21 protein-coding genes are annotated in these 25,452 nt (G+C 66.7%); 8 read left to right on the plus strand and 13 right to left on the minus strand.

The features are described 5' to 3' along the window. Positions 1-6: 6 nt before the first annotated feature. Both L3V85_RS07435 and mpl read right to left on the minus strand, forming a co-directional pair. A complete protein-coding gene (locus L3V85_RS07435; RefSeq protein ID WP_237678732.1) occupies positions 7-528 on the minus strand; it encodes a cupin domain-containing protein in 522 nt (173 codons plus the stop codon). 4 nt (positions 529-532) lie between these two features. After that, positions 533-1,936 carry a UDP-N-acetylmuramate:L-alanyl-gamma-D-glutamyl-meso-diaminopimelate ligase gene (mpl, locus tag L3V85_RS07440; protein ID WP_237678733.1) on the minus strand — a complete coding sequence of 468 codons (1,404 nt, stop codon included), beginning with the start codon at positions 1,934-1,936 and terminating at the stop codon, positions 533-535. Between the two features lie 111 nt (positions 1,937-2,047). Between mpl and L3V85_RS07445 the strand changes: the two genes are divergently transcribed. The 7 genes from L3V85_RS07445 to L3V85_RS07475 all read left to right on the plus strand — a co-directional run bounded on the left by L3V85_RS07445 (position 2,048) and on the right by L3V85_RS07475 (position 8,435). Beyond that, positions 2,048-2,644 carry a hypothetical protein gene (locus tag L3V85_RS07445; protein ID WP_081270205.1) on the plus strand — a complete coding sequence of 199 codons (597 nt, stop codon included), beginning with the start codon at positions 2,048-2,050 and terminating at the stop codon, positions 2,642-2,644. After that, the gene (locus tag L3V85_RS07450; RefSeq protein ID WP_237678734.1) at positions 2,645-3,199 is read left to right on the plus strand and encodes a TlpA family protein disulfide reductase; all 555 of its coding nucleotides are present in this window, start codon (positions 2,645-2,647) and stop codon (positions 3,197-3,199) included. A 100-nt stretch (positions 3,200-3,299) separates the two neighbouring features. Further along, positions 3,300-3,767, plus strand: a complete 468-nt coding sequence (accB, locus tag L3V85_RS07455; protein WP_237678735.1) for an acetyl-CoA carboxylase biotin carboxyl carrier protein — start codon at positions 3,300-3,302, stop codon at positions 3,765-3,767. Positions 3,768-3,769: 2 nt separating this feature from the next. Continuing rightward, on the plus strand, positions 3,770-5,119 hold the full coding sequence (gene accC, locus L3V85_RS07460) for an acetyl-CoA carboxylase biotin carboxylase subunit (protein ID WP_108135768.1): 1,350 nt from the start codon (positions 3,770-3,772) through the stop codon (positions 5,117-5,119). Between the two features lie 15 nt (positions 5,120-5,134). Continuing rightward, positions 5,135-6,022 (plus strand): 50S ribosomal protein L11 methyltransferase, encoded by an 888-nt coding sequence (gene prmA, locus L3V85_RS07465; RefSeq protein ID WP_237678736.1) that lies wholly within the window; start codon positions 5,135-5,137, stop codon positions 6,020-6,022. A 55-nt stretch (positions 6,023-6,077) separates the two neighbouring features. Further along, entirely contained in the window at positions 6,078-7,475 is a 1,398-nt protein-coding gene (locus tag L3V85_RS07470; protein WP_237678737.1) for a zinc-ribbon and DUF3426 domain-containing protein, read from the plus strand. A gap of 57 nt (positions 7,476-7,532) precedes the next feature. After that, positions 7,533-8,435: a carbohydrate kinase family protein gene (locus L3V85_RS07475; RefSeq protein ID WP_237678738.1), complete on the plus strand. Its 903-nt coding sequence runs from the start codon at positions 7,533-7,535 to the stop codon at positions 8,433-8,435. 84 nt (positions 8,436-8,519) lie between these two features. Here L3V85_RS07475 and L3V85_RS07480 read toward each other — a convergent pair whose 3' ends face one another. From L3V85_RS07480 to L3V85_RS07515, 8 genes are all read right to left on the minus strand, one after another. Next, positions 8,520-9,065, minus strand: coding sequence for a histone H1-like DNA-binding protein (locus L3V85_RS07480; RefSeq protein WP_081270249.1), 546 nt, complete (start codon positions 9,063-9,065; stop codon positions 8,520-8,522). Positions 9,066-9,261: 196 nt separating this feature from the next. Continuing rightward, positions 9,262-10,443, minus strand: coding sequence for a ribonucleotide-diphosphate reductase subunit beta (locus L3V85_RS07485; RefSeq protein ID WP_237678739.1), 1,182 nt, complete (start codon positions 10,441-10,443; stop codon positions 9,262-9,264). 203 nt (positions 10,444-10,646) lie between these two features. After that, positions 10,647-13,562 carry a ribonucleoside-diphosphate reductase subunit alpha gene (locus L3V85_RS07490; protein ID WP_237678740.1) on the minus strand — a complete coding sequence of 972 codons (2,916 nt, stop codon included), beginning with the start codon at positions 13,560-13,562 and terminating at the stop codon, positions 10,647-10,649. 350 nt (positions 13,563-13,912) lie between these two features. After that, positions 13,913-14,524 carry a 1,6-anhydro-N-acetylmuramyl-L-alanine amidase AmpD gene (gene ampD, locus L3V85_RS07495; protein ID WP_237678741.1) on the minus strand — a complete coding sequence of 204 codons (612 nt, stop codon included), beginning with the start codon at positions 14,522-14,524 and terminating at the stop codon, positions 13,913-13,915. Then, positions 14,511-16,061 carry a sigma-54-dependent transcriptional regulator gene (locus L3V85_RS07500; RefSeq protein WP_237678742.1) on the minus strand — a complete coding sequence of 517 codons (1,551 nt, stop codon included), beginning with the start codon at positions 16,059-16,061 and terminating at the stop codon, positions 14,511-14,513. The genes ampD and L3V85_RS07500 overlap by 14 nt, the downstream gene beginning before the upstream one ends. Before the next feature lie 4 nt (positions 16,062-16,065). Then, positions 16,066-17,763 carry a two-component system sensor histidine kinase NtrB gene (locus L3V85_RS07505; RefSeq protein ID WP_237678743.1) on the minus strand — a complete coding sequence of 566 codons (1,698 nt, stop codon included), beginning with the start codon at positions 17,761-17,763 and terminating at the stop codon, positions 16,066-16,068. Positions 17,764-17,784: 21 nt separating this feature from the next. Continuing rightward, complete coding sequence (locus L3V85_RS07510) at positions 17,785-18,048, minus strand: PP0621 family protein (protein ID WP_237678744.1); 264 nt, start codon at positions 18,046-18,048, stop codon at positions 17,785-17,787. Beyond that, positions 18,045-18,860: a cytochrome C assembly family protein gene (locus tag L3V85_RS07515; protein WP_237678745.1), complete on the minus strand. Its 816-nt coding sequence runs from the start codon at positions 18,858-18,860 to the stop codon at positions 18,045-18,047. The genes L3V85_RS07510 and L3V85_RS07515 overlap by 4 nt, the downstream gene beginning before the upstream one ends. A 117-nt stretch (positions 18,861-18,977) precedes the next feature. Between L3V85_RS07515 and ffh the strand changes: the two genes are divergently transcribed. Then, on the plus strand, positions 18,978-20,366 hold the full coding sequence (gene ffh / locus L3V85_RS07520) for a signal recognition particle protein (RefSeq protein ID WP_237678746.1): 1,389 nt from the start codon (positions 18,978-18,980) through the stop codon (positions 20,364-20,366). 81 nt (positions 20,367-20,447) lie between these two features. Here the strand turns inward: ffh and L3V85_RS07525 are convergent, their stop codons facing one another. From L3V85_RS07525 to L3V85_RS07535, 3 genes are all read right to left on the minus strand, one after another. Continuing rightward, positions 20,448-21,587: an AAA family ATPase gene (locus tag L3V85_RS07525; RefSeq protein ID WP_237678747.1), complete on the minus strand. Its 1,140-nt coding sequence runs from the start codon at positions 21,585-21,587 to the stop codon at positions 20,448-20,450. Beyond that, a complete protein-coding gene (locus L3V85_RS07530) occupies positions 21,584-22,480 on the minus strand; it encodes an RNA ligase family protein (RefSeq protein ID WP_237678748.1) in 897 nt (298 codons plus the stop codon). Before L3V85_RS07530 ends, L3V85_RS07525 begins: the two co-directional genes overlap by 4 nt. Before the next feature lie 279 nt (positions 22,481-22,759). Next, positions 22,760-25,156: a glucose/quinate/shikimate family membrane-bound PQQ-dependent dehydrogenase gene (locus tag L3V85_RS07535; RefSeq protein ID WP_237678749.1), complete on the minus strand. Its 2,397-nt coding sequence runs from the start codon at positions 25,154-25,156 to the stop codon at positions 22,760-22,762. Between the last annotated feature and the right edge of the window lie 296 nt (positions 25,157-25,452).

Here is a 25,452-nt window from a genome sequence, read left to right on the forward strand (position 1 = left end):
GCCGGGTCAGAGCATGTCGGCCAGGTCGGGCCAGTGGTGCCGCATCGACGCAGCTTCGTCGCTGTCGGGCGGCACCAGCGAGAAGTCGGCGAAATCGAAGCCCGGCCCGACCATGCAGGCGACCAGCGTGTAGTCGCCCGCCGCGTGCCCCCGAATCGGGCGCGCGGCCTGCCACTGGCCGGCGGGCACCACGTGCTGGGGCCGCGTGCCGTGGGCATCGACCGGGCCCAGCTTCACATGGGCCGGCGCGGTTCGCATTGCGGCGTCGCAGGTCCAGAGCGCCAGCGGCACGCCTTCCAGATGCACCCAGGCCTCGTCCGACAGCACCCGGTGCCAGCGCGACTGCTGGTCGGCTTCCAGAAGAAAGTAGATGCTGGTCAGCGCATTGCGGGTTGCGCGGCCATCGGTGGGGGAGACGGTCGCCACCGAGCGGAACACTTCCTTGTACCAGCCGCCTTCGGGGTGCGGCTGTAGCTTCAGGGTCTCAATCAGTTCTTGCGCACGGGACAGAGGAGGGATAAGGGGCATGCGCTCATGATGCCGCCGCGGCCTTCAGCGCGGCAAGCAGTTTGTCGTGCACGCCGCCGAAGCCGCCGTTGCTCATGCAGACGATGTGATCGCCGGGCCGTGCGGCGGCCACGATCTGATTCACCAGCGGTTCGATGGCCCCGGCCAGTTGGGCGCGCTCGCCCATCGGCGCCAGCGCTGCGGCCACGTCCCAGTCGAGCCCGGCCGTGTGGCAGAACGACAGGTCGGCCGCTTCCAGGCTCCACGGCAGCTGCGCCGCCATGACACCCAGCTTCATCGTGTTGCTGCGCGGCTCGAAGGCCGCGAGGATGCGCTCGCTTTTCTTGCCTGCCGCGTCGAGCTTGTTGCGAAGGCCGTCGAGCGTGGTGCGAATGGCCGTGGGGTGGTGGGCGAAGTCGTCGTAGACGGTGATGCTGCCGCCGCTGCGTTCCACGGTGCCCCGCAGCTCCATGCGCCGGCGCACGTTGCGGAAGCTGCCGAGCGCGCGGGCGGCTTCGGCGGGCGGCACGCCCACATGGTCGGCCGCGGCAATGGCGGCCAGCGCATTCATCTGGTTGTGCAGGCCGGAGAGTTCCCATTCGACCCGGCCGATCACTTCGCCCTGGCGCAACACGTCGAAGGCGTCGTGCGAGCCGCGAGCCTGCCACTCGCCGCCGGCGCCGAAGCGCGCGAGCTCGCTCCAGCAGCCCTGGCTCAGCACATGCCGCAGGCTTTCTTCGGTGGCGTTCACCACCAGCCGGCCGGTGCTGGGCACGGTGCGCACGAGATGATGGAATTGCCGTTCGATGGCGGCGAGATCATCGAAGATGTCCGCGTGATCGAATTCCAGGTTGTTCAGCACCGCGGTGCGCGGCCGGTAGTGCACGAACTTGCTGCGCTTGTCGAAGAAGGCCGTGTCGTACTCATCGGCTTCGATCACGAAAGCCGTGCCGTCGCCCAACCGGGCCGACACGCCAAAGTCCAGCGGTACGCCGCCCACCAGGAAGCCCGGCGCCTTGCCGCCTTTTTCGAGCACCCAGGCCAGCATTGACGTGGTCGTGGTCTTGCCATGGGTTCCGGCCACGGCCAGGACATGGCGGCCTTGCAGCACGTGTTCGGCCAGCCATTGCGGGCCGCTCGTGTAGGGCTTGCCAGCGTCGAGGATTGCTTCCATCAGCGGGAACTTGGGGCTCCCGTCGGGCAGCCGCGCGCGGGAGACCACGTTGCCGATCACGAACATGTCGGGCGAAAGTTTCAACTGCTCGGCGCCGAAGCCTTCGATCAGATCGATGCCGAGCGAGCGCAGCTGGTCGCTCATGGGCGGGTACACGCCGGCGTCGCAACCCGTGACCCGATGGCCTGCCTCGCGCGCCAGGGCGGCGAGTCCGCCCATGAACGTGCCGCAGATACCCAGAATATGAATGTGCATCGGTCGATTCTAGGGAAGCGACATGCGGCGCCCACCCGGCCGCCAGGCCTTTGACCTGTGCTTCGTACTGATGTTCGTGTGAGGGACGTCCACTGCGGGCAAAATGCCCGAATGGACACGTCCAAGCGTGAAATCGCCGCTTCCGCAGCCCGTCTCGTCGTCGAGGAAGGGCTGGAGTACGGCCCGGCCAAGCGTCGCGCACTGCGCGACCTCGGTCTGTCGGCGCGCACGCCGCTGCCGAACAACGACGAAGTCGAGGCCGAGGTGCGCGAATACATCGAGCTGTTCTGCGCCGATACCCAGCCGCAGGAACTGCACGCGCTGCGCCTTCTGGCGCTCGAATGGATGGAGCGCATGGCCGCCTTCCGCCCGCATGTCGGCGGCGCCGTATGGCACGGAACGGCCACCCGGCTGTCAGACATTTATATTCAATTGTTCTGCGATGATTCCAAGTCGGCCGAAATCGCCCTGATCGATCACCACGTGGACTACGAGCCCCGCATGGTGACCGGCTTTCATGGCGAACAGGTCGAGGCCTTGAGCGTGCATGCGCCGAGCCGGGCGCTCGGCGAGGAAATCGGCGTGCATCTGCTGGTCTATGACCTCGACGACCTGCGCGGAGCCCTGAAGCCCGACGCCCAGGGGCGCACGCCGCGCGGCGATCTGCCCGCATTGCGCCGACTGATTGAACGAGAAAAGGACAAGTGAATGACTTCTTCGCCCACCCGACGCGGCATGCTCTATGCCGGCGTGGCGGCTGCCGCGGCAGCCGCCGGGCTCGGTGGCGCCTGGTGGAAGGAGCGCGGCAGCAGCAGTTCGGCAGGCGGCGGCGAGCAGCTGGACGCCGCGTTCTGGGGCCAGAGCTTCGAGCGCCCGGAGGGCGGTGACCTCGTTCTGTCGAGCTTGCGCGGCAAGCCGCTGCTGCTGAACTTCTGGGCTACATGGTGCCCTCCCTGCGTCGAAGAAATGCCCATGATCGACGCCTTTTTCCGCGAACATGGCGCCAACGGATGGCAAGTGGTGGGTTTGGCCATCGATCAGCCCAGCGCCGTGCGCAAATTCCTGCAACGCACGCCCGTCACCTACCCCACCGGCCTGGCCGGCCTGCAGGGCACGGAACTGGTCAAGAACCTGGGCAATACGGGCGGCGGGCTGCCCTTCACCCTGGTACTGAATGCGAACGGTTCTGTGGCCGCTCGTAAAATGGGCAAGCTGGAAACCACCGATCTGGACACTTGGCGGCGCGAACTGGTTCGTGGTTAGAATCCCGCCCTCCCGCTGGCATTAGCCGCCAAACGCCGAAAATCACCGATTTTCGGACAAGTTATATCCCAAAGACCGGCAAAGCCGGCACTGGAGTCTCATGGATCTGCGCAAACTCAAGACACTGATCGATCTGGTGTCCGAATCGAATATTTCCGAACTGGAAATCACCGAGACCGAAGGCAAGGTTCGCATCGTCAAGGGCGGCGGCGCTGCCCCGGTGCAGTATGTGCAAACCCTGGCTGCGCCAGCAGCGGCAGCCGCCGCGCCGGCCGCAGCCGGTGCGGCCCCCGCCGTGGCCAGCGCGCCGGTTGCCGCGGAGGCGGCTCGCGCCGGCCACGCAGTGAAGTCGCCGATGGTCGGCACCTTCTACCGTTCGTCCAGCCCCGGCGCACCGGCTTTTGTCGAAGTCGGCAGCAAGGTGAACGAGGGTGACACGGTCTGCATCATCGAAGCGATGAAGATCCTCAACGAAATCGAAGCCGACAAGTCCGGCACGATCACCCAGATCCTCGGCGAAAACGGGCAGGCGGTCGAATACGGCCAGCCGCTGTTCATCATCGAGTGACCATGTTCAAGAAGATCCTGGTTGCAAACCGGGGGGAAATCGCCCTCCGGATCCAGCGCGCCTGCAGCGAGCTCGGCATCAAGGCCGTGATGGTGTATTCGGAGGCCGATCGCGACGCCAAGTACATCAAGCTCGCTGAAGAGGCGGTGTGCATCGGCCCGGCCCCGTCGGCGCAGAGCTATCTCAACATGCCGGCGATCATTTCGGCCGCCGAAGTGACCGACGCCGAAGCCATCCACCCCGGCTACGGCTTCCTGAGCGAGAACGCCAACTTCGCGGAACGCGTGGAGCAGAGCGGGTTCCAGTTCATCGGCCCGACGCCGGACAACATCCGCACGATGGGCGACAAGGTCTCGGCCAAGCAGGCCATGATCAAGGCCGGCGTGCCTTGCGTGCCCGGTTCCGAAGGCGAACTGTCGGACGACGCCGCCACCAACAAGCGCATTGCCCGCGCGATCGGCTACCCGGTCATCATCAAGGCGGCGGGCGGCGGCGGTGGCCGCGGCATGCGCGTGGTGCACACCGAGGCGGCGCTGGTCAATGCGATCCAGATGACCAAGGCGGAAGCCGGCGCGGCCTTCAACAATGCGGCCGTGTACATGGAGAAGTTTCTCCAGAACCCGCGCCACATCGAGATCCAGATCCTCGCTGACAAGCACAAGAACGCCGTCTACCTGGGCGAGCGCGACTGCTCCATGCAGCGCCGCCACCAGAAGGTGATCGAGGAATCGCCCGCGCCGGGCATTCCGCGCAAGCTGATCGAAAAGATCGGCGAGCGTTGCGCAGCCGCCTGCAAGAAGATCGGCTACCGCGGTGCCGGCACCTTCGAGTTCCTCTATGAGAACGGCGAGTTCTACTTCATCGAGATGAACACGCGCGTCCAGGTGGAGCATCCGGTGACGGAGTTCACCACGGGCATCGACATCGTCAAGACGCAGATCATGGTCGCGGCCGGCGAGAAGCTGCCGTTCACGCAGCGCCAGATCCAGATGCACGGCCACGCCATCGAAGTGCGCATCAACGCCGAAGACGCCTGGAAGTTCACGCCGTCGCCGGGCCGCATCACCATGTGGCACCCGCCGGGCGGCCCTGGCGTGCGCGTCGACTCGCATGCGTACACCAACTACTTCGTGCCGCCGAACTACGACTCGATGATCGGCAAGATCATCGTCTACGGCGACACGCGCGAGCAGGCCATGGCCCGCATGCGCACGGCGCTCAACGAGACGGTGATCGAAGGCATCCAGACCAACATCCCGCTGCACCGCGAGCTGATGGTCGATTCCAAGTTCATGACCGGCGGCACCAACATCCACTACCTCGAAGAGTGGCTGGCTGCACACAAGCGCTGACCTGGAAAGACTGCGATGTTTGAACTCCGCCTGATGGCGCCGGAAGACCGGGTCGAAACGCTCAGCGACGCGCTCGATGCACTCGATGCACTGAGCGTGTCGGTGGAAGACGCCGACGCGCAGACCGACGCCGAGCAGGCGCTGTTCGGCGAGCCCGGCATGCCGCCGCCCAAGGATGGCTGGCAGCGTTCGCGCGTGATCGCGCTGTTCCCGGACGAGGCCGCCGCGAAAGAGGCTGCCTCGGTGCTTGCACTGCAGGACTTCTTCGAAGGCTGCGAAGTGCTCGGCATCGGCACCGTGCCCGAGCAGGACTGGGTGCGGCTCACGCAATCGCAGTTCGCGCCGGTCGAGATCACGCCCGAGTTCTGGATCGTGCCCACGTGGCACGAGCCGCCGGAGCAGGCCCGTCAGGTGATTCGCCTGGACCCGGGGCTCGCCTTCGGCACCGGCACGCATCCCACCACCCGCATGTGCCTGCGCTGGATCGCCACCCGGCAAGGCGGCCTGGGCGGCCAGCGCGTGCTCGACTACGGTTGCGGCTCCGGCATCCTCGCCATCGGCGCGGCGAAGTTCGGTGCGAGCGACATCGACGCCGTCGACATCGACGAAGCCGCGGTCTCGTCGACCCGGCTCAATGCCGAGGCCAACGGCGTCCAGCTGAAGGCAGGCCTGCCCGAGGCGGCCAAGGGCCATTACGACACCGTGCTCGCGAACATCCTGGCCACGCCGCTCAAGGTGCTCGCGCCTCTGCTGCGCGGCCACGTGAAGGCCGGCGGGTCGCTGGTGCTGGCCGGCATCCTCGAGCGCCAGGCCGATGAATTGAAAGAGGCCTACGCACCGTACGCCGCGCTCGAAGTCAGCGACACCGAGGACGGCTGGATCCTCATGACCGCGCGCTGCTGAGCCGCTGCTTCGCGCCCCTCACGCGGCGAGGGCCCGACCCTACAATCGCCCCGTCATGAGCCTCGTCACGCGCTGTCCCGCCTGCACCACCACCTTCAAGGTGGTGCGCGACCAGCTTCGCATCTCGGACGGCTGGGTGCGCTGCGGGCGCTGCAGCCATGTGTTCGATGCCACGCTCGACCTGCATGAAGCGCCCGATGGCGCATCGGCGAGTGCGTCGCCTGCAATGCAGGGCGGCTACATGCCCGGGCTGGTCGAATCGCCGCCCGAGCCGAAGGCAGCCCCATCGCCTGCGCCCGTGCCGCCACCACCGGCCGTCGAGGCGCCTGCCCAGCCGGCAGCGGAAGATGCCGACTTCTTCGACGACGAGCCCGAGCACCACCAGTCTCGGCAGGATCCTCTGCCTGAGGCGTCCGGGCCATCGCTGCCGCCGGCGGTCATGCCGCCGCTGCCGTCGCCGCTCGATTTCTCCCTGGCCTTGCCCGAGCACGGCATCGCCGCGGACGAGCCCTGGTCCGACCTCGACGCCACCGAGCCCGCGTGGAAGCCGCCGCAGCGCACGCTGCCGCCGTTTCCGAGCATCGACCTCAACCTGGCGTCTGCGCCGCCTTCGCCGCCCCCGCCGGTGCCACCGCTGCCCGCCAAGTCGCAGGCCAGGATGCGCACGCTGGTCGAACGCGCCAGCGACGACGGGGAGGGCGAGCGCGAGCAGGAAGAAAAAGACCACGACCAGGTGCAGATGCAGAAAGCACTGCGCCGCGCCCGCATCAAGTCGGCCAAGATCGCGAGCGCCAAGGCCCGCGAGGAGCGCGCCGCAGCGAAGGCCGCGAGTTCGGCTTCGGCGGTGCAGGCCGTGCAGACCGAAAGCGAGCCCGACTTCTCCCTGTCGTCGACCTTCGAGCCGCCGCCGGGCCATCCGCTCTCCGAAGAAGACGATCCTGCCGAAACATTGCCGGGCTTCTGGCAGCGCAAGAGCGTGCGCGTCTTGCTCGTGCTGCTGGCGGTGCTTGCCGTGCTGCTGCTCGTCGTGCAGGTCATTCGACATGAGCGCGATGGCATCGCGGCGCGCCAGCCCAATTTGCGTCCCGCACTGGCGATGCTGTGCCAATACACCGGCTGCGAACTTGCGGCCCTGCGCCAGATCGGCGACATCGTGATCGAAGGCGCTGCCTTCGCGCGCGAGAAGAGCGGCAGCAACGACTACCGGCTGAGCTTCACCTTGCGCAATGGCGCGACCGTGCCGCTCGCGATGCCGGCCGTCGAGCTGTCGCTGCTCGACACGCAGGAGCGTGCCGTGGTGCGCCGCGTGCTCATGCCGGCCGACTACGGCGCTCCGGCCGTGCTGGCTGCGCGGGCGGATCGCGCGGCTTCGCTGCCGTTGACGCTGTCCGCCTCGGAAGCCGCGGCGCTGCCGCCCATCGCGGGATACCGCGTCGAGGCCTTCTATCCCTGAACGCGGCGCTCGCAGGCGTCTCTTTCTTTCTTCAATTCTTCAACCAACGGCTCACCCATGGCAGCAGTAATTTGCGGTTCCCTCGCGTTCGACACGATCATGACTTTCGAGGGGCGGTTCGCCGACCAGATTCTTCCGGACCAGCTGCACATCCTGAATGTGTCGTTCCTGGTGCCGACCCTGCGGCGTGACTTCGGCGGTTGCGCCGGCAACATCGCCTACAGCCTCAATGCGCTCGGCGGCACGGCCCTGCCGATGGCCACGCTGGGCAGCGACGGCGCCTCGTACCTCGAGCGCATGCGCTCGCTGGGCATCAGCACGGAGTTCGTGCGCCAGCTCGACGACACCTTCACCGCCCAGGCGATGATCATGAGCGACGTCGACAACAACCAGATCACGGCGTTTCACCCCGGCGCGATGCAGCAGGCGCACGTCACCAAGGTTGCTGCGCGCGAAGACATCAAGCTCGGCATCATCGCGCCCGACGGCCGCGATGCGATGCTGCAGCACGCGGAGCAATTTGCCGCCGCCGGCATTCCTTTCGTGTTCGATCCGGGCCAGGGCCTGCCGATGTTCGACGGCGAGGCGCTGCGCCATTTCGTCGAGCTCGCGAGCTGGGTGGTGGTGAACGACTACGAAGGAAAGATGCTGTCGCAACGCACCGGCTGGAGCCTGGCCGAGATCTCGCAGCGCGTGCGCGGCCTGGTGGTCACGCTGGCGGCCGACGGCTGCGAAGTGTGGACCGACGGCGTGCGCGAGCATGTGCCGGGCGTGGTGCCGACCGAGGTTGTCGAGCCCACCGGCTGCGGCGACGCATGGCGCGGCGCGCTGCTGTTCGGTCTGGAAAAGGAATGGCCGCTGGCGCAGTGCGCGGCACTGGGCAACCGCATCGGCGCGCTCAAGATCGCGCAGCGCGGCCCGCAGAACTACCAGGTCGATCGCAAGGCCCTGGGGCTCTGATCGTCGCGGTCCCCGAGCCGCAAATAAAAAAGCCCGACACCGCGAGGTGTCGGGCTTTTGCGCTTTCAGAGCCGCTGAAAAGACTCAGGGCTTGCTGGCCGTGGGGAACGGCCAGGCAGCTTGAGGATTCAGCGTCGTTTGCGCAGCAGGAGCGGCAGCAGGTGCTACGGCAGCCTTGGCGGGCGCCGCTGCCTTGGCAGCCTTCTTCGCAGCAGGCTTCTTGGCAGCAGCGGCAGGCTTGGCAGCGGGCTTTTTCGCGGCTTTCTTGGCCGCAGCCTTTTTGGCAGGCGCCTTCTTGGCAGCAGCCTTCTTCGCAGGCGCCTTCTTGGCGGCGGCCTTCTTGGCAGGAGCCTTCTTGGCGGCGGCCTTCTTGGCCGGGGCCTTCTTCGCTACGGCCTTCTTGGCAGGAGCCTTCTTGGCGGCGGCCTTCTTGGCCGGTGCTGCCTTCTTGGCCGCTACCTTCTTCGCCGGCGCCTTCTTGGCGGCTACCTTCTTGGCAGCGACCTTCTTGGCCGGAGCCTTCTTGGCGGCTACCTTCTTTGCCGGAGCCTTCTTAGCAGCCACGACCTTCTTTGCCGGAGCCTTCTTTGCAGCGGCTTTCTTAGCCGGCGCTTTCTTTGCAGTTGCCATTTCTATTTCTCCTTGATCAAGTTGAAAAAATCAACCTATTGAAGCACTCCACGCACGTTGGGTAGCGTGAAGCGATTCATGGCGTTGGAATCTGAGCCCCAGCACCATGAACACCTGAGCCCTCGTCCATGCCGCGCTCTCTGGCGCGATCGGTGGCAAGGGCAATTCTTGAATTCATTAATTCTTGTCGAAAGATTCAATCCCAGGAGAGCGCACCACCCGACTGGTACTCGATCACGCGGGTTTCGAAAAAGTTGCGCTCTTTCTTCAGGTCAATCATTTCGCTCATCCAGGGGAACGGGTTTTCCTCGTTCGGGAAGAGCGTTTCGAGGCCGATCTGCTGTGCACGCCGGTTGGCGATGTAGCGCAGGTAGCCCTTGAACATGGAGGCATTCATACCGAGCACGCCGCGAGGCATCGTGTCTTCGGCGTACTTGTATTCGAGCTCGACGGCCTTCATGAAGAGAGCCTTGATCTCCGCCTTGAACTCTGCCGTCCAGAGGCCGGGGTTCTCGAGCTTGAGCTGGTTGATCAGGTCGATGCCGAAGTTGCAGTGCATCGACTCGTCGCGCAGGATGTACTGGTACTGCTCGGCGGCACCGGTCATCTTGTTCTGGCGGCCCAGCGCGAGGATCTGCGTGAAGCCGACGTAGAAGAAGAGCCCTTCCATCAGGCAGGCGAACACGATGAGCGACTTGAGCAGCGTCTGGTCGGTCTCGTGGGTGCCGGTCTTGAAGTTGGGGTCGCTGATGGCGTCGATGAACGGGATCAGGAACTGGTCCTTCTCGCGGATCGACGGCACTTCGTTGTAGGCGTTGAAGATCTCGCTCTCGTCCAGGCCGAGCGACTCGACGATGTACTGGTACGCGTGCGTGTGGATCGCTTCCTCGAAGGCCTGGCGCAGCAGGAACTGGCGGCATTCAGGGGCAGTGATGTGGCGGTAGGTGCCCAGCACGATGTTGTTGGCGGCCAGCGAGTCGGCGGTCACGAAGAAGCCGAGGTTGCGCTTGACGATGCGGCGCTCGTCTTCGGTCAGGCCGTTGGGGTCCTTCCAGAGCGCGATGTCGCGCGTCATGTTCACTTCCTGCGGCATCCAGTGGTTGGCGCAGGTGGCGAGGTACTTTTCCCACGCCCACTTGTACTTGAAGGGCACCAGCTGGTTGACGTCGGTCTGACCATTGATGATGCGCTTGTCGGAAGCCTTGACACGCTGGGTGGCCGCAGGCGTTGTTGCTGCTGCGGGCTGTGCAATCGACGAAGTCGGAGCATCCACCGAACGGCCTGCGGAAAAACCGCCGGTCGATGCGTGGTGCTGCTGCAATCCTTGTTGCATATCCTTTGGTAAGGAGGGCTTGACTTCTTCGTCCCAGGTCAACATAGAAAAATCCAATGCTCAAATTATCGGAGTAACGATGTGAGTTGCAAAGTGCTCGTTCACATCGCACGCCATTTATGTGGTTGTTATGTTGCTCGCATGCATCGTGCGATGTCAGTCAATGGCTTCATCGAGTGACCGTCGCACGACTTTCGCATGCACCTCGCTGATTCAACGAAGCGCCGGTGCGCGCTTCGATTCACTCATCACTGGCAGGCTTCGCAGGTCGGATCGTCCACGCCGCAGAACGCGATGTCGGTGGCGGGAATCGCGTTCATCTGTGCCTTTGCCGCAGCTGCAGCGGCTTCGAGCGCGCTCATGCCCGACGGTGCATCGCCACCCGACGACACTGCGTTGAGGCGGCCCGACTGCACCGTCGACTTCTCGGCGTGCGTCGCGCTCTGCGTGCGCAGGTAGTAGGTCGTCTTCAGGCCGCGCAGCCATGCGAGCTTGTATGTGTCGTCGAGCTTCTTGCCCGATGCGCCGGCCATGTAGATGTTCAGCGACTGCGCCTGGTCGATCCACTTCTGGCGACGCGCGGCGGCTTCCACCAGCCACGTGGTTTCCACTTCGAACGCGGTGGCGTAGAGCGCCTTCACGTCTTGCGGCACGCGGTCGATCGGACGCAGCGAACCGTCGAAGTGCTTCAGGTCCATGACCATCACGTCGTCCCACAGGCCCAGGCGCTTCAGGTCGCGCACCAGGTAGTGGTTGATCACAGTGAATTCGCCCGACAGGTTCGACTTGACCGACAGGTTGCCGAAGCAGGGTTCGATCGATGCGTCGACGCCGATGATGTTCGAGATGGTCGCGGTCGGGGCGATGGCCACGCAGTTCGAATTGCGCATGCCGTCGGCCTTGATCTTCTGGCGCAGCACGTCCCAGTCGAGCGTGGCCGAACGGTCGACCTCGACGTAGCCGCCGCGTGCCTTCTCGAGCAGGTCGAGCGAGTCGATCGGCAGGATGCCCTTGTCCCACAGCGAGCCCTTGTAGCTCGAGTACTTGCCGCGTTCCTTGGCCAACTCGGTCGAGGCCCAGTAGGCGTGGTAGCAGATGGCTTCCATCGACTCGTCGGCGAACTGCACGGCTTCCTGCGAGGCGTAGGGAATGCGCAGTTCGTACAGCGCGTCCTGGAAGCCCATCAGGCCCAGGCCGACCGGACGGTGGCGCAGGTTCGAGTCGCGCGCCTTCTTCACGGCGTAGTAGTTGATGTCGATCACGTTGTCGAGCATGCGCATCGCCGTGGAGATCGTCTTCTTGAGCTTTTCCTGGTCGACCTTGCCGTCCTTCAGATGCTGCAGCAGGTTCACGGAACCCAGGTTGCACACGGCGGTTTCGGTGTCGCTGGTGTTCAGCGTGATTTCGGTGCACAGGTTCGACGAGTGCACGACACCGGCGTGCTGCTGCGGCGAGCGCACGTTGCAGGCGTCCTTGAACGTGATCCAGGGATGGCCGGTCTCGAACAGCATCGTGAGCATCTTGCGCCACAGGTCGGTCGCCTGGATGGTGCGCGCGGGCTTGATGTCGCCGCGGGCAGCCTTTTCTTCGTAGGCGACGTAGGCCTTCTCGAATTCGGCGCCGAACAGGTCGTGCAGGTCAGGCACGTTCGAAGGCGAGAACAGCGTCCAGGTGCCCTTTTCCATCACGCGGCGCATGAACAGGTCGGGGATCCAGTTGGCGGTGTTCATGTCGTGCGTGCGGCGGCGGTCGTCGCCGGTGTTCTTGCGCAGCTCCAGGAACTCCTCGATGTCGAGGTGCCAGGTTTCCAGGTAGGTGCAGACGGCGCCCTTGCGCTTGCCGCCCTGGTTCACGGCTACGGCCGTGTCGTTCACCACCTTCAGGAACGGCACCACGCCCTGCGATTCGCCGTTGGTGCCCTTGATGTGGCTGCCCAACGCGCGAACGCGGGTCCAGTCGTTGCCCAGGCCGCCAGCGAACTTCGACAGCAGCGCGTTTTCCTTGATCGACTCGTAGATGCCGTCCAGGTCGTCGGGCACGGTGGTCAGGTAGCAGCTCGACAGCTGCGAGCGCAGCGTGCCGGCGTTGAACAGCGTGGGCGTGCTCGACATGAAGTCGAACGACGACAGCACTTCATAGAACTCGATGGCGCGGGCTTCGCGGTCGATTTCGTTCAGCGACAGGCCCATGGCCACGCGCATGAAGAAAGCCTGCGGCAGCTCGATGCGGGTCTTGCGCACGTGCAGGAAGTAGCGGTCGTACAGGGTTTGCAGGCCGAGGTAGTCGAACTGGTTGTCGCGTTCGGCCTTCAGCGCCGCGCCCAGGCGGGGCAGGTCGTACTGCAGCAGCTTTTCGTCGAGCAGGTCGTTGTCCACGCCCTTCTTGATGAATTGCGGGAAGTAGTCGGCGTAGGCGGTGGCACGGTCGACCGGCATCACTTCGCGGCCGATGATCTCCTTGAAGATCGTGTGCAGCAGCAGGCGCGCGGTGGCGAAGGTGTAGTCGGGGTCTTTCTCGATCAGCGTGCGGGCGGCCAGGATCGAAGCCTTGTAGACCTCGTCGAGCGGCACGCCGTCGTACAGGTTGCGCATCGTCTCGGCGACGATCGGCGCGGCGGTGATGCTCTCGCCCAGGTTCTCGCAGGCGGACTCGATCAGGCCCTTGAGCTCGTTGATGTCGAGCGCGACCAGCTCGCCGTTGTCCAGCACGTGCAGCGCGGGCGTGGCCGGCGCTTCCTGTTCGCCCTGCTTCGAACGTTCCTGCGTGCGGCGTTCGCGGTACAGCACGTAGGCGCGAGCGATTTCATGGTGGCCGCCGCGCATCAGGCCGAGTTCGACCTGGTCTTGCACGTCTTCGATGTGGAAGGTGCCGCCGCCCGGACGCGAGCGCACCAGCGCGCGGATCACACCTTGCGTGAGCACGTCGACCGTCTCGCGAACACTGGCCGAAGCCGCGCCCTGCGTGCCGTGCACGGCGAGGAAGGCCTTCATCATCGCGATGGCGATCTTGTTCGGCTCGAAGGGCACCACGGCGCCGTTGCGGCGGATGATCTGGTAGTGGGCCAGGTTCTGGCCGGCGGGGGAGCCAGCAGTGTCTCGCTGCTGCTGCGGTGGCGTCGAGGGAACGGCACGCGGGGTCGATTGGGGGTTCAGGGCAGTTTGCATTCGCTTCCTCTCGGTTGGCAATTCTTGTTGGATGGCGACGCCTGGGCCGGGCGCCGCGCCGGTGCTGATGACCGGACGTTGGACACTATATCTAGGGTGCGGGGGGTGTACAACCCACTAGATGTAGCGTTTTCTTCTCGATACAAGCCTTGCCGGCATTTCTTTCGGCGTAGGACAACGCCAGAGATACCGCGTGAATACTGGCCTATGGTCTCGCAAGCCGCATGGGGCGTGGCTTGCGAGCCGATTTGGGCCTGCAAGGCGCATGGTTGCTTGATCGAGCGGCCGATATTTTCGCATTGCTGCGCCGCATGATCAGCGCATCACGGGTGGCCGCGCGATTGAAAAAATTAGCGCTGCACCACCTGTGCAGGAAACATCTGTGGACTCCAGCCCAGTTGCTCGCGCAACAGGCGCCAGTCGAAACCGGCGCCGGGGTCCTGCTTGCGGCCCGGCGCGATGTGCTCGTGGCCGGCGATGTGGGCGATGGGATAGTGCTGCGCGATCGCCGCGCAGAGGCTCGCGAGCGTCTCGTATTGCGGCTCGTCGAAGGGCTGGCCCTCGAGGCCTTCGAGCTCGATGCCGACCGAGTCGTCGTTGCAGTTGCCCCGGCCGCGCCATGACGACACGCCGGCATGCCAGGCGCGGTCGTCGCAGCTCACGAACTGCCACAGCTCGCCGTTGCGGCGCACGTAGAAATGCGAGGACACCTCGAGCCCGCGGATCGACTGGAAGTAGGGGTGCGCGTCCCAGTCGAGCCGGTTGGTGAAGAGCCGTTGCACCGCGTCGCCGCCGTACTCGCCGGGCGGCAGGCTGATCGAATGGATCACGACGAGGTCGGTCTGCGCGCCCGCTGGGCGGGGGCCGAAATTCGGCGAGGGCAGCGCCTTCGCGAAGCGGTACCAGCCGGCCTGCCAGAGCGCGCCGTCGTCGCCGCTCGTGGCTGCTTCAGTCGTCGGCATGGCTGCTCGCGCCATCGTCGCCGTTGGGCGTGGTGATGCCCAGGCGCGCGATGCGGTAGCGGATCTGGCGCAGGCTCATGCCGAGCCGCGCGGCGGCCGCCGTGCGGTTGAAGCCGCTGTCGTGCAGCGCGCGCACGAGGATCTCGCGCTCCTGCTGGTCGAGGTAGGCCTGCAGGTCGGACGGCAGCGGCGGCGGCGCGGGCTTGGGCGGCGCGACTGGCGCGGGAGCCGGCATGAGCATGGCGGGCGTCGTGATCTCCGGCATCAGCGGCGCCGGCGCGGACGCAGCGGCTTCGGCGGAGGGCGTGAAGCCGCCCATCAGGTCGAGGTGCAACTCGTCGCCGTCGTTCAGCGCGACCGCGCGGTGCAGCAGGTTCTCGAGTTCGCGCACATTGCCGTCGAGCGGATGCATGCCGAGGCGGCGCAGCAGGTCGTCCGACAGGTGCGGCACCGGCATGCCGGCGTCGTGGGCGATGCGCGAGAGCAGCGCGGCGCACAGCGCGGGCAGGTCTTCGCGGCGGTCGCGCAGCGCGGGCACCGCGATCTCGATCACGTTGAGCCGGTAGAACAGGTCTTGCCGGAAGCGGCCGGCCTGCACTTCGGAATGAAGGTCCTTGTGGGTGGCGCTCACGATGCGCACGTCGACCGTGTCTTCCTGCGTGGAGCCGATCGAGCGCACGCTGCGCTCCTGGATGGCACGCAGCAGCTTCGACTGCATGGCCAGCGGCAGGTCGCCGATTTCGTCGAGGAACAGCGTGCCACCGCGCGCGGCCTGGAAGTAGCCGTCGCGGTCTTGCGCCGAGCCGGTGTAGGAACCTTTGCGGGCGCCGAAGAATTCGGCCTCGAGCAGGTTCTCGGGAATCGCGCCGCAATTGACCGCCACGAACGGGCCGTCGCTGCGCTGGCTGCAGGCGTGCACCGCGCGCGCCACCAGCTCCTTGCCGGTGCCGGACTCGCCGCGCACCAGCACCGGCGCCATGCCGCGCGCCACCTTCGCGATGCGCGACTTGACCAGCCGCATGGGCTCCGAATCGCCGACGAGGCGATCGAGCGCGGCGACGCCGCTGTCCGACGTGACCAGCGGCGCGTCGTTGTTGCCCGCGGCCACCACCGGCACCGACTTGGCCGGCTGCTGCGCCGCATTGCGCGCCTGCACGGCGGAGGCGACCACGGCGCGGAACTGCTTGAGGTCGACCGGCTTCGTGAGGTAGTCGAAGGCGCCGGCCTTCAGCGCCTCGACCGCGTTCTCGGCCGAGCCATACGCCGTCATCACCACGCAGCGCTCGCTGCGCTGGTCTTTCTGGATGCGATGGATGATTTCCATGCCCTGGCCGTCGGGCAGGCGCATGTCGGTGATCACCGCGTCGAAGCGGCCGGCCTCCAGGTGCTGCCACGCCTCGGACACGCTGCCCGCGGCCTCGACGCGATAGCCCTCGCGAAGCAGCGTCAGCTCGTACAGCGTTCGCAGGTCGGGTTCGTCGTCGATGACCAGAATCTGCGCCGGCCGCTGGGAGGAAGAAGAGGGGGGAATGCTCACGGCGCTATTGTGTCAGCCGGTTTTCGCTGGCGGCGAAGCTCACGAAGAATTCGTTGCCCTCCGGGCCGCCCTGAACCAGCGCGCGCCGCTCGTAGCCGATGGTGGCGCCGTGGCGCCGGCACAGCTCGCGGCACAGGAAGAGACCCAGCCCGCTCGATCGGCTTTCCGAAGAGAAGAATGGTTCGAACAGGTGTCGCTGCACGGCTGGTTCCAGCGGCGCCCCGTCGCTCCACACCATCAGGGCGGGGCGGCCCGAGGTGCCGCGCTGAAGGCTGGTCAGCACCTGGATGGAGCCTTCGCGCTTGCCGGCGTAGCGCGCCGCGTTGTCGAGCAGGTTCACCAGCAGCCGGCGCAAATGCTCGGCGTCGAAGCGCACGTCGCTGCCGGCGGCATCGAGCGACACCTGCACGCCCTTGCGTTGCGTCTGGCGGATCCATTCCTCGGCCAGTACCTGCACCGCGGGGTCGAGCACGACCTGCTCGCCCAGCGACAGCACGCGCTGCTGGCGCGCCCGGGAAACATCGAGCACGTCGTCCACGATGCGCGCGAGCCGCTGCGCGTTGTGCTGCACCATGCTCGTGAGCTTGCGGTGCGCGGGGTCGGTCAGGTCTTCGTTGAGGAGCGCGCTGGCCTGGGTGATGGCGGCCAACGGATTGCGGATTTCATGCGCGACGGCGGCCGACATGCGGCCCATTGCTGCCAGTTTCTCGGTGCGGATGCGGGCTTCGAGTTCGCGCAGGTCCTGCAGGAACATCACGCACAGGCTGTCGAGCCGCCTGTCGCCGGCGGGCGTGAGCCGGGTGCGCACGCGCACCTCGCGCGCCGCGCCGCGTGCCTGCGCCACCGGGATTTCTTCCGACTGGGGCGCCCGGCGAGCGAAGGTCTGACGCGCCAGCGCGGCCAGCGCATGCCAGGCGGGCTGGGCGTGCAGCGGGAACGGCAGCGTCAGCTTCGCCAGCCCCTGGCCCAAGATGGCGTCGGCCGCCGGATTGGCCGCGTGCACCAACCCTTCGGCGTCGATCACCAGAACGCCTTCGCTCAGCGTCTCGATCACCAGGTCGTTGACCTGCGCCTGCATCTGCGCGCTGCTGCGGTTGCGCTGTGCCACCGCTTCCTCGCGCGCGAGCCGGCGGGCCAGCTCGTGCGCCAGCAGGGCCACCACGAACAGCCCGGTGCCCGTAAGCGCCGCCTGCACGAAGCGGCCGGACGAGTCGACGGGCTGCTGCAGCCAGTGCCAGCCCGCGTCCGCCAGCAGCAGCAGCGTGACGGTGGACGTGGTGCCCAGGCTCACGACCACCGTGCCGAGCACCGCGCTCATGAGCACCGGCAGCGCGAACAGCGGCGTGTAGTTGACGTTGCCGCCCTGCATGACCTGCAGCGTGGTGAAGGCGGCCAGGTCGATGCCGACTGTCAGCAGCCACGGGGCGGTGAAACCGCGGATCGGCGGCTGCAGGCGCGTGTAGCGCATGGTCAGCCAGGCAGTGACCAGGTAGACGGCGGAAATGCCGATGGCCAACGGCTGCATCGTCTGCCCGAGCGCGAAGGCCACGCCCTGCAGCATCACCAGCACCAGCGCGACGAAGCAGCGCGCGGCCATGAAGCCGCGCCACAGGCGGATGAGGGCGGTGCTTTCGCTGCCGCCCAGTTCGAGCACGTCCCAGTCGGTGACAGGCTCGCCGCGCGACCAGAGAGGGGAACTCATTGGCGAAGGCGCCGGGCGGGCTCAGCGACTCGCCGTGGCGGCGTCGCGGTGCGCTGTGCTGCAGTAGACGGTGCCGCCGGGGCCGGCGATGGCGTCGGTGGCGGGCAGGTGCAGGCCGCAGTGGGCGCAGCGCGCCATGGCCTGCGGCGGCCCGACCGGGGTGGGCGAGCGCTGCTGCGCCTTGGCGGCACGCTCGCGCATCGCATCGCGCATTTCTTCGCGCCGGTTCTTGCGCCACAGCCAGATCGCGACCCAGAGCACCGCGAGGACGAGGAGGTATTTCATACAGGGGGACGAGCCAGCACCACTTCGAGCACGAAGCGCGAGCCCACGTAGGCCAGCAGCAGAAGTGCCGAGCCGGCGTACAGCACGCGGCGCGCGGTGCGCCCGCGCCAGCCGAAGCGGGCACGGCCGATCAGCAGGACCGCGAAAGTGAGCCAGGCGAGCACCGAGAAGGTGGTCTTGTGGTCCCACTTCCAGAAGCGGCCGGCGGTGCCGTAGAGCTGTTCGCTGAACAGCAGGCCGGCCAGCAGCGTGGCCGAAAGCAGCACGAAACCGGCGGTGACGAAACGGAAGGTAAGCCGCTCGAGCGTGAGCAGCGGCACGCCGCCCTGATGAGGCTCGGCGGTGGCCAGGCGGATCTGCTTTTCGGCGCGGGTGATCAGCCAGGCATGCACTACGGCGGCGCCGAACAGGCCGTAAGAAGCGATGCCGAGCGCGAGGTGCAGCGGCAGCCAGGGCGAGGCCGAGACGTGCAGCGGCGAGCCCGCGAACAGAATGGCCAGCAGCACGGCGGCCGCGCCCAGCCAGGCGAGCGCGCGCCGTACCTTGAGCTGCGGATACATGCGGCTTTCGACCGCATAGACGGTGAGCACCAGCCACGCCGTGACCGACAGCGCCGGCGCGAAGCCGAAGCGCGGCTCGCTGCCGATGAGGCCGTGGGCCAGTGCCAAGGCATGCAAAAGCCATGCAATACCGAGGGCCCATTGGGTCGCCTGGCGGCTCATCCGGGCCCCGGCAGCGGCGACGAATCCGTAGGCCACGGCGGTGGCGATGCCCAGCGCCACGCCGAGTGGGGAGGGGATCGCTAAAATCATCGATCGGAGTTTAGCGTCTCGCCCTTGCGTTCCCAGCGCCCGACTTCAAGTTCCTTCCTCGTCTTCCAGACTTTCCATCCGACCCGCGCCGCAGCGGGCAGCAAGGCATTCCCGCTCATGGCCACCGCCCTCACAGAAAAGTTCTCCCGCCTCGTCAAGACGATGAGCGGCCAGGCGCGCATCACCGAAAGCAACGTGCAGGACATGCTGCGCGAAGTGCGCATGGCGCTGCTGGAAGCCGACGTGGCGCTGCCCGTGGTGCGCGACTTCGTCGCCCGCGTGAAGGAAAAGGCGCTCGGCCAGGAAGTGCTGGGCTCGCTCAAGCCGGGCCAGGCGCTGGTCGGCATCGTCAACCGCGAACTCGCCGCCACCATGGGCGAGGGCGTCTCGGACATCAACCTCGCGGCCCAGCCGCCGGCGGTGATCCTCATGGCCGGCCTGCAGGGCGCCGGCAAGACCACCACCACCGCCAAGCTGGCCAAGCACCTGATCGAGAAGCGCAAGAAGAAGGTGCTGACCGTGTCGGGCGACGTGTACCGTCCGGCCGCCATCGAGCAGCTCAAGACCGTGACCAAGCAGGCCGGCGCCGAGTGGTTCCCCAGCTCGCCCGACCAGAAGCCGCTGGACATCGCGCGCGCCGCGCTCGACCACGCCAAGCGCCACTATTTCGACGTGCTGCTGGTCGACACGGCCGGCCGCCTGGCCATCGACGAAGTGCTGATGGCCGAAATCAAGCAGTTGCACGCGGCGCTCGACCCGGTCGAAACCCTGTTCGTGGTCGACGCCATGCAGGGCCAGGACGCTATCAACACCGCCAAGGCCTTCAAGGAAGCGCTGCCGCTCACCGGCATCATCCTGACCAAGACCGACGGCGATTCGCGCGGCGGCGCGGCGCTGTCGGTGCGCCAGGTGACGGGCGTGCCGATCAAGTTCGCCGGCGTGAGCGAGAAGATCGACGGCCTCGAAGTGTTCGACGCCGAGCGCCATGCGGGCCGCATCCTGGGCATGGGCGACATCGTCGCGCTGGTCGAGCAGGTCACGGCCGGCGTCGACGTGGCGGCGGCGCAGAAGCTGGCCGCCAAGGTCAAGAGCGGCGCGGGCTTCGACCTGAACGACTTCCTCGGCCAGCTGCAGCAGATGAAGCAGATGGGCGGCCTTTCCAGCCTGATGGACAAGCTGCCGCAACAAATGGCCGCCAAGGCCACCGAGGCCGACATGACTCGTGCCGAGCGCGACATCCGCCGCAAGGAAGGCATCATCCAGAGCATGACGCCGCTGGAGCGCCGCAAGCCCGAATTGCTCAAGGCCACGCGCAAGCGCCGCATCGCGGCCGGCGCCGGCGTGCAGGTTCAGGAAGTGAACCGCCTGCTCAACGAGTTCGAGCAGATGCAGGGCATGATGAAGAAGATGAAGGGCGGCGGCCTCATGAAGATGATGAAGAAGATGGGCGGCATGAAGGGCATGGGTGGAATGGGCGGCCCCGGTGGCCCGAAGTTGCCGTTCTGAGCAGCGCACACCACGCACGCATATATATAGGAAGGCCCGCCGGTGCGAACCGGCGGGCCTTCTGTCTTTCAGGTCTGCATTTCAGGTGAGTACTTCGTAGACCGTTTCGTGCGCTTCCACCGGCGCCGGCAGTTCCCAGCGGTGCAGCATGCGCTCGATGCCCGCGTTCGACAGCGTCGTGTCGCGCTCGCGGTTGCGGCGCATCAGCTCCGCGTGCGGCACCTCCAGGTAAACCAGCTCGATCTGCGCGTGGTACGCCCACAGCAGATCGAGCGTCTTGGTGCGCATCTGCTGGCTCAGGTGCGTGGCGTTCCAGACGAAGCGCTCCTGCCTGCGCAGCATCGCCTTGGCCTGGTCGACCGCATGGTGCGCCGCCATGCCGTCGTTCTCGCCATGCCTGAGGCCCAGTTCGGCCCGCGCATCGTCGAAGGAAACGACCGGCCAGCCCTTGCGCTGCTGCGCCACCCAGTGGTTCTTGCCGCTGGCCGGCAGGCCGCACATCACCGTCACCCGTGAGCCCGGGTTCTGGAACAGCGGGTAGTCGGGGCTGGTGTCGGCGCCGCGGAAGTAGGCCAGGCGCGTGTGGGCGTCGGCCATCCTGCGGGGGGCTTCCCAGCAGCCTTCTTCCTGCGCGAGCTGCTCGAAAAGCGCGATGTCGGCCATGCTGTCGGCGCGCTTTTCGTAGTGGCGCCCCAGCATGTCGCAGCGGGCCACGCAGCACAGGTCGGGCAGGTTCAGCTCCCAGGAGAGCTTGTGCACCAGCCACTCCGGCCGCACGCCCTTGCGCGAGGCGAAGGCATGGAACGGCAGCTGGTGCACCGCGATGATCCGGCACACGGCTTCGCGCAACGCGAACGGTACCCGGGCCTTCCACATCAGCACGCGCACGTCGACCGCACCCCGGCGCGAGTGGCCGGGCTGGCCGATGCGGCCGCTGGCTTCGTCGATCACCGTGGTGTCGGGCTTGGCGATGTCGTGCAGCAGGCAGGCCATGAACAGCACGAAGCGGCCGTCGGCATCGGCGCTCTGGTAATGCGCGTCTTGCAACAGCGCGTCGATCACCATGCGCGTGTGGATGCCGACATTGCCTTCGGCGTGGTAGTACGGGTCTTGCGGCGTCTCCTCGAGCCGCAGCAGGGCCGGCAGCAGGCTGCAGCATTGCGCCCAGTCGGCGCCGTTGCCGGGGGCGGGCACCAGGGCGCGCAGATCGTCGTAGGTCATCCCGTCCTCCTTGCGGTTGCGAGTTCGGTGGGGTCGCGCAAGGTGCGCAGCCCCAGGTCTTGCCATGTCACCTGCGGTGTCGGTGCATGGAGGTCGACGCCCGGCGCCAACCGGTTCGGCAGTACCGGCCGGCGGCTGTGGTGCGAGCCAGAGTCGAGGATGGTCTGAACGAAGTCCGGACGCACCCACTTGTAGCGGCCCGTCACCTTGCCGTCCGACTCGGTCTTGAGGTACAGGCCCTCCGCCAGGTCGGACAGGTCGGTCTGCTGGCGCACCAGATCGAGCGGCTGGCCTTCATGCGCCACGGCCTGCTCGAAGGCGGTTTTCCAGTCGGCGCTGCGCGCCAGCGAAGGCCGCACGAGCGCTTGCAGTGCCTTTGCATGGCGCGGCATCTCGCCTTCGTAGAGCACGGGCACCGGCAGCACCGGACTGCCATCGAGCAGCGAATGCCGCGCCGGCGTCGACAGAAAGCATTGCGCCTGCCGGTCGTAGAGGTCGAACTCCAGGAAAAACGCCGGCAACCGGTCGTACCAGCAGCTGTGCTTGGCGAAGCACCACTCGCCGTACATCACGTAGCGGTCTTCGAGCCGCTCGAGCAGCGCCGCTTCATGGGTGGCGGCCCAATGCTTGAACAGGTTGAACTGCCGTTCGCCGGCACCGCCCGCGAGGTAATGGCCGCGTGATTGCAGCAGCAGCTCGCCCGCCGGGGTGAACGACACGGCGGCATTGGCGCCGTCGAGTTTTTCCTCGATGACGACGTGCATGCCGTGCAGTTCGGACAGCGGCGTCTGGCCGTCGTCGGTGTCGCCTGTTTGCAGGCGGGAGCCTTCCAGGTGCGCAGTACGCGGGTACTTGAGCAGCGGGATCGATGAAAGGGAAGAAAGAGGAAACACGTTGGTTCTCCAGATGCGAATCAGGAAGGACCGACAACGTGCGGGAGCGAAGCTGGAAGAGACCGGGAGATCGGGAGCGACTTCCACGGCGGTGAAGATGCCGTGTCTGGTCAGAGGGTACGCAGCTTGGCGCCCGACATGACCAGCAATGAAGTGGTGTTGTCGGCGTCAGAGGGTGATGACGGCGAATCGGGGCACTTGGCGCTCCAGTAAAGGCTGAGATTGAAAGAGGCGCGGATTCTACAAGCACATCGCGCCGTTGGTGAAGGGCCGTGTTGTTTACTTGCCCTTGCTTTTCTTCTCGGGCAGCGCGTAGGCGATGACGTAGTCGCCGCGGTCCGGCGACTGCCGCGCGCCGCCCGCGCTCACCACGACATACTGCCGCCCGGTCTTCGGCGACAAATAGGTCATCGGGCCCGACTGGCTGCCCACCGGCAGCCGTGCTTTCCAGATTTCCTGGCCGGTCGCGGAGTCGAATGCGCGCAGGTAGAAGTCTTGCGTGCCCGCGAAGAACAGCAGGCCCGACTGCGTGGCCAGAGACGCGCCCAGCGTCGGCATGCCGATCGGAATCGGCAGATGCATGCGGATGCCGAGCGGGCCGGTGTCGCGCACCGTGCCCACCGGCACCTGCCACACGAGCTTGCGCGTCTTCAGGTCGATGGCCGACATCGTGCCGAAGGGCGGTGCCTGGCACGGTATGCCGAGCTGCGACAGGAAGCGTTCGCGCATCGCGCCGAAGGGCGTGCCTTCCTGCGGCACCACGCCCATCTCGATGCCGCTGGCGCCGGCCGGGATCTGCGCGCGCGGGATCAGGTAGTTGGCGAGGCCCAGCCGCATGTCGTTCACGAACATGTAGCTGCTGGTCGGGTCGACCGACACGCTGCCCCAGTTCATGCCGCCCAGCGAGCCGGGGAATTGCAGCGCGTGGTCCAGGCCCGGCGGCGTGTAGATGCCCTCGTGGCGCATGCCCTTGAAGGCGATGCGGCACAGCAGCTGGTCGAAGGGCGTGGCACCCCACATGTCGGATTCGGCGAGCGTCTTGTTGCCGATCGAGGGCATGCCCACCGAGTAGGGCTGCGTCGGCGAATAGCGCTCGCCGGGCACGTTGCCCTGCGGCACGGGGCGCTCCTGCACTTCGGCGATGGGCTTTCCGGTCTCGCGGTCGAGCAGGAAGATTTCGCCTTGCTTGGTGACCTGCGCGAGCGCGGGCTGCGTGCCGCCCTTGCCGTCGGGAATGTCGTAGAGCAGCGGCTGCGCGGGCAGGTCGAAGTCCCAGAGGTCGTGGTGCGTGGTCTGGAAGCTCCAGCGCAGCTTGCCGCTCTTCGCGTCGAGCGCGACCACCGACGAGCTGTACTTGTCGTCCAGCGGCGTGCGCTCGCCGGCCCAGAAGTCGGGCGTGGCGTTGCCGGTGGGCAGGTAGATCAGCCCGAGCTTCGGGTCGTACGACATGGCCGACCACACGTTGGGCGTGCCGCGCGTGTAGGTCTGGCCCGGCGGCGGCAGGCGCGTGACCGCCGGGTTGCCCGGGTCCCAGGCCCAGGCGAGTTCGCCGGTGACGGCGTTGTAGGTCCGCACCACGCCGGGCGGTTCGTCGGTCGAGAAGTTGTCGGCCACGCGGCCGCCCACCACCACGAGGTCGCCCGCGATCAGCGGCGTCGAGGTCTGCTGGTAGTAGCCGTCCTTCACCTCGCCCATGCCGGCCTTGAGGTCGACGACACCCTGCTTGCCGAAATCGGTGCAGGGCTTGCCGGTAGCGGCATCGACTGCGATCAGGCGGGCGTCGATGGTGGGCAGCAGCAGGCGCTGGCGGCAAGCACCGGGCGTGCTGCCTGGCGTGGGTGTCGCGCCGGGCGCGAGTCCGTCCTGGTCGTGATAGCCGAGTCCGCGGCAGCGCTGCCAGTTCGGCGCCGTGGCCTTGGGGTCGTAGCGCCACAGCTCGGCGCCGGTGTCGGCATCGAGCGCGACGATCCTGCTGTAGGCCGTGCACACGTACACGGTGGTGCCGATCTGCAGGGGCGTGTTCTGGTCTTCCGCGCCCGAACCGTTGCTCTGCGGCACGTCGCCGGTGTGGGCGGTCCATGCGACCTGCAGCTGATCGACGTTGTCCTTCGTGATCTGGTCGAGCGCCGCGAAGCGGTCGCCCGCCGTGGTGTTGCCCCAGTGGCGCCAATCCTTCTGGGCAGCCTGGGGCTTGACCGGCACGACGGCAGGCACGGGCCCTTGAGCCACGACGACCGCGGTCGGTACGAAGGCATAGCCGCCAACGAGCACCAAGGCCACGGCCAGCAGCGCCGCGACCATGCGCGCCCCGCGCGCCACCATCGCGCTCGGCGCGCGAACCAGCGCCGGGTAGGCCAGTGCGACCAGCACGGCCAGCACGCCGAATGCCACCAGCCGCGACACCAGAGGCCAGAAATGCCAGCCTGCGTCCCGCACGGCCCACATCGCCGTGCCAGCGAGCATCAGCGCGAAGAGCCAGGCCCCGGTCGGCCGATGCCTTGCGATGAGCAGGCCCGACACCAGCAGCGCGAGCCCGGCCAGCAAGAAGTACCAGCTGCCGCCAAGCGCCGCGAGGTAGGCGCCGCCCACGGCAAGGAAGGCGCCCATCAGCATCGCGAGCGCGCCGAGCGCGATCAGCCCGATCGAGACGGCGAGAGGCCTTCGTTTTTGTTCCATGGACCCGAACCCCTTGTGCTGGCCAGACGCGCCAGTCTGCGCCATGAAAAATGTCCGCTGTCAAGTCCTTTGTGAAGGCAGACAGCGACACGAAAGGTCATACGGGGCAATAGGTTAGGCTATTTTTCGGTCGCCGCGCGATCTTGCCTCGCTTCGAGCTAGGTGTCGCATAGGCGCATCGCCGTGGAAAGCCAGAGAGCACCGCAGAGGGCACGGTGAGGTCGTCACCACAGCGTCACCTTATCCGACCGTCCTCCAAAGCAAAAGCGCAGCCCATCGGCTGCGCTTTTGCTTGC

It is taken from the genome of Variovorax paradoxus (assembly GCF_022009635.1).
Lineage (GTDB): Bacteria > Pseudomonadota > Gammaproteobacteria > Burkholderiales > Burkholderiaceae_C > Variovorax.

Bases quoted from the DNA above. Each gene is read 5' to 3' on its own strand.
- L3V85_RS07435 (WP_237678732.1), bottom strand. From the start codon at position 528: ATGCCCCTTATCCCTCCTCTGTCCCGTGCGCAAGAACTGATTGAGACC.
- mpl (WP_237678733.1), bottom strand. From the start codon at position 1,936: ATGCACATTCATATTCTGGGTATCTGCGGCACGTTCATGGGCGGACTC.
- L3V85_RS07445 (WP_081270205.1), top strand. From the start codon at position 2,048: ATGGACACGTCCAAGCGTGAAATCGCCGCTTCCGCAGCCCGTCTCGTC.
- L3V85_RS07450 (WP_237678734.1), top strand. From the start codon at position 2,645: ATGACTTCTTCGCCCACCCGACGCGGCATGCTCTATGCCGGCGTGGCG.
- accB (WP_237678735.1), top strand. From the start codon at position 3,300: ATGGATCTGCGCAAACTCAAGACACTGATCGATCTGGTGTCCGAATCG.
- accC (WP_108135768.1), top strand. From the start codon at position 3,770: ATGTTCAAGAAGATCCTGGTTGCAAACCGGGGGGAAATCGCCCTCCGG.
- prmA (WP_237678736.1), top strand. From the start codon at position 5,135: ATGTTTGAACTCCGCCTGATGGCGCCGGAAGACCGGGTCGAAACGCTC.
- L3V85_RS07470 (WP_237678737.1), top strand. From the start codon at position 6,078: ATGAGCCTCGTCACGCGCTGTCCCGCCTGCACCACCACCTTCAAGGTG.
- L3V85_RS07475 (WP_237678738.1), top strand. From the start codon at position 7,533: ATGGCAGCAGTAATTTGCGGTTCCCTCGCGTTCGACACGATCATGACT.
- L3V85_RS07480 (WP_081270249.1), bottom strand. From the start codon at position 9,065: ATGGCAACTGCAAAGAAAGCGCCGGCTAAGAAAGCCGCTGCAAAGAAG.
- L3V85_RS07485 (WP_237678739.1), bottom strand. From the start codon at position 10,443: ATGTTGACCTGGGACGAAGAAGTCAAGCCCTCCTTACCAAAGGATATG.
- L3V85_RS07490 (WP_237678740.1), bottom strand. From the start codon at position 13,562: ATGCAAACTGCCCTGAACCCCCAATCGACCCCGCGTGCCGTTCCCTCG.
- ampD (WP_237678741.1), bottom strand. From the start codon at position 14,524: ATGCCGACGACTGAAGCAGCCACGAGCGGCGACGACGGCGCGCTCTGG.
- L3V85_RS07505 (WP_237678743.1), bottom strand. From the start codon at position 17,763: ATGAGTTCCCCTCTCTGGTCGCGCGGCGAGCCTGTCACCGACTGGGAC.
- L3V85_RS07510 (WP_237678744.1), bottom strand. From the start codon at position 18,048: ATGAAATACCTCCTCGTCCTCGCGGTGCTCTGGGTCGCGATCTGGCTG.
- L3V85_RS07515 (WP_237678745.1), bottom strand. From the start codon at position 18,860: ATGATTTTAGCGATCCCCTCCCCACTCGGCGTGGCGCTGGGCATCGCC.
- ffh (WP_237678746.1), top strand. From the start codon at position 18,978: ATGGCCACCGCCCTCACAGAAAAGTTCTCCCGCCTCGTCAAGACGATG.
- L3V85_RS07525 (WP_237678747.1), bottom strand. From the start codon at position 21,587: ATGACCTACGACGATCTGCGCGCCCTGGTGCCCGCCCCCGGCAACGGC.
- L3V85_RS07535 (WP_237678749.1), bottom strand. From the start codon at position 25,156: ATGGAACAAAAACGAAGGCCTCTCGCCGTCTCGATCGGGCTGATCGCG.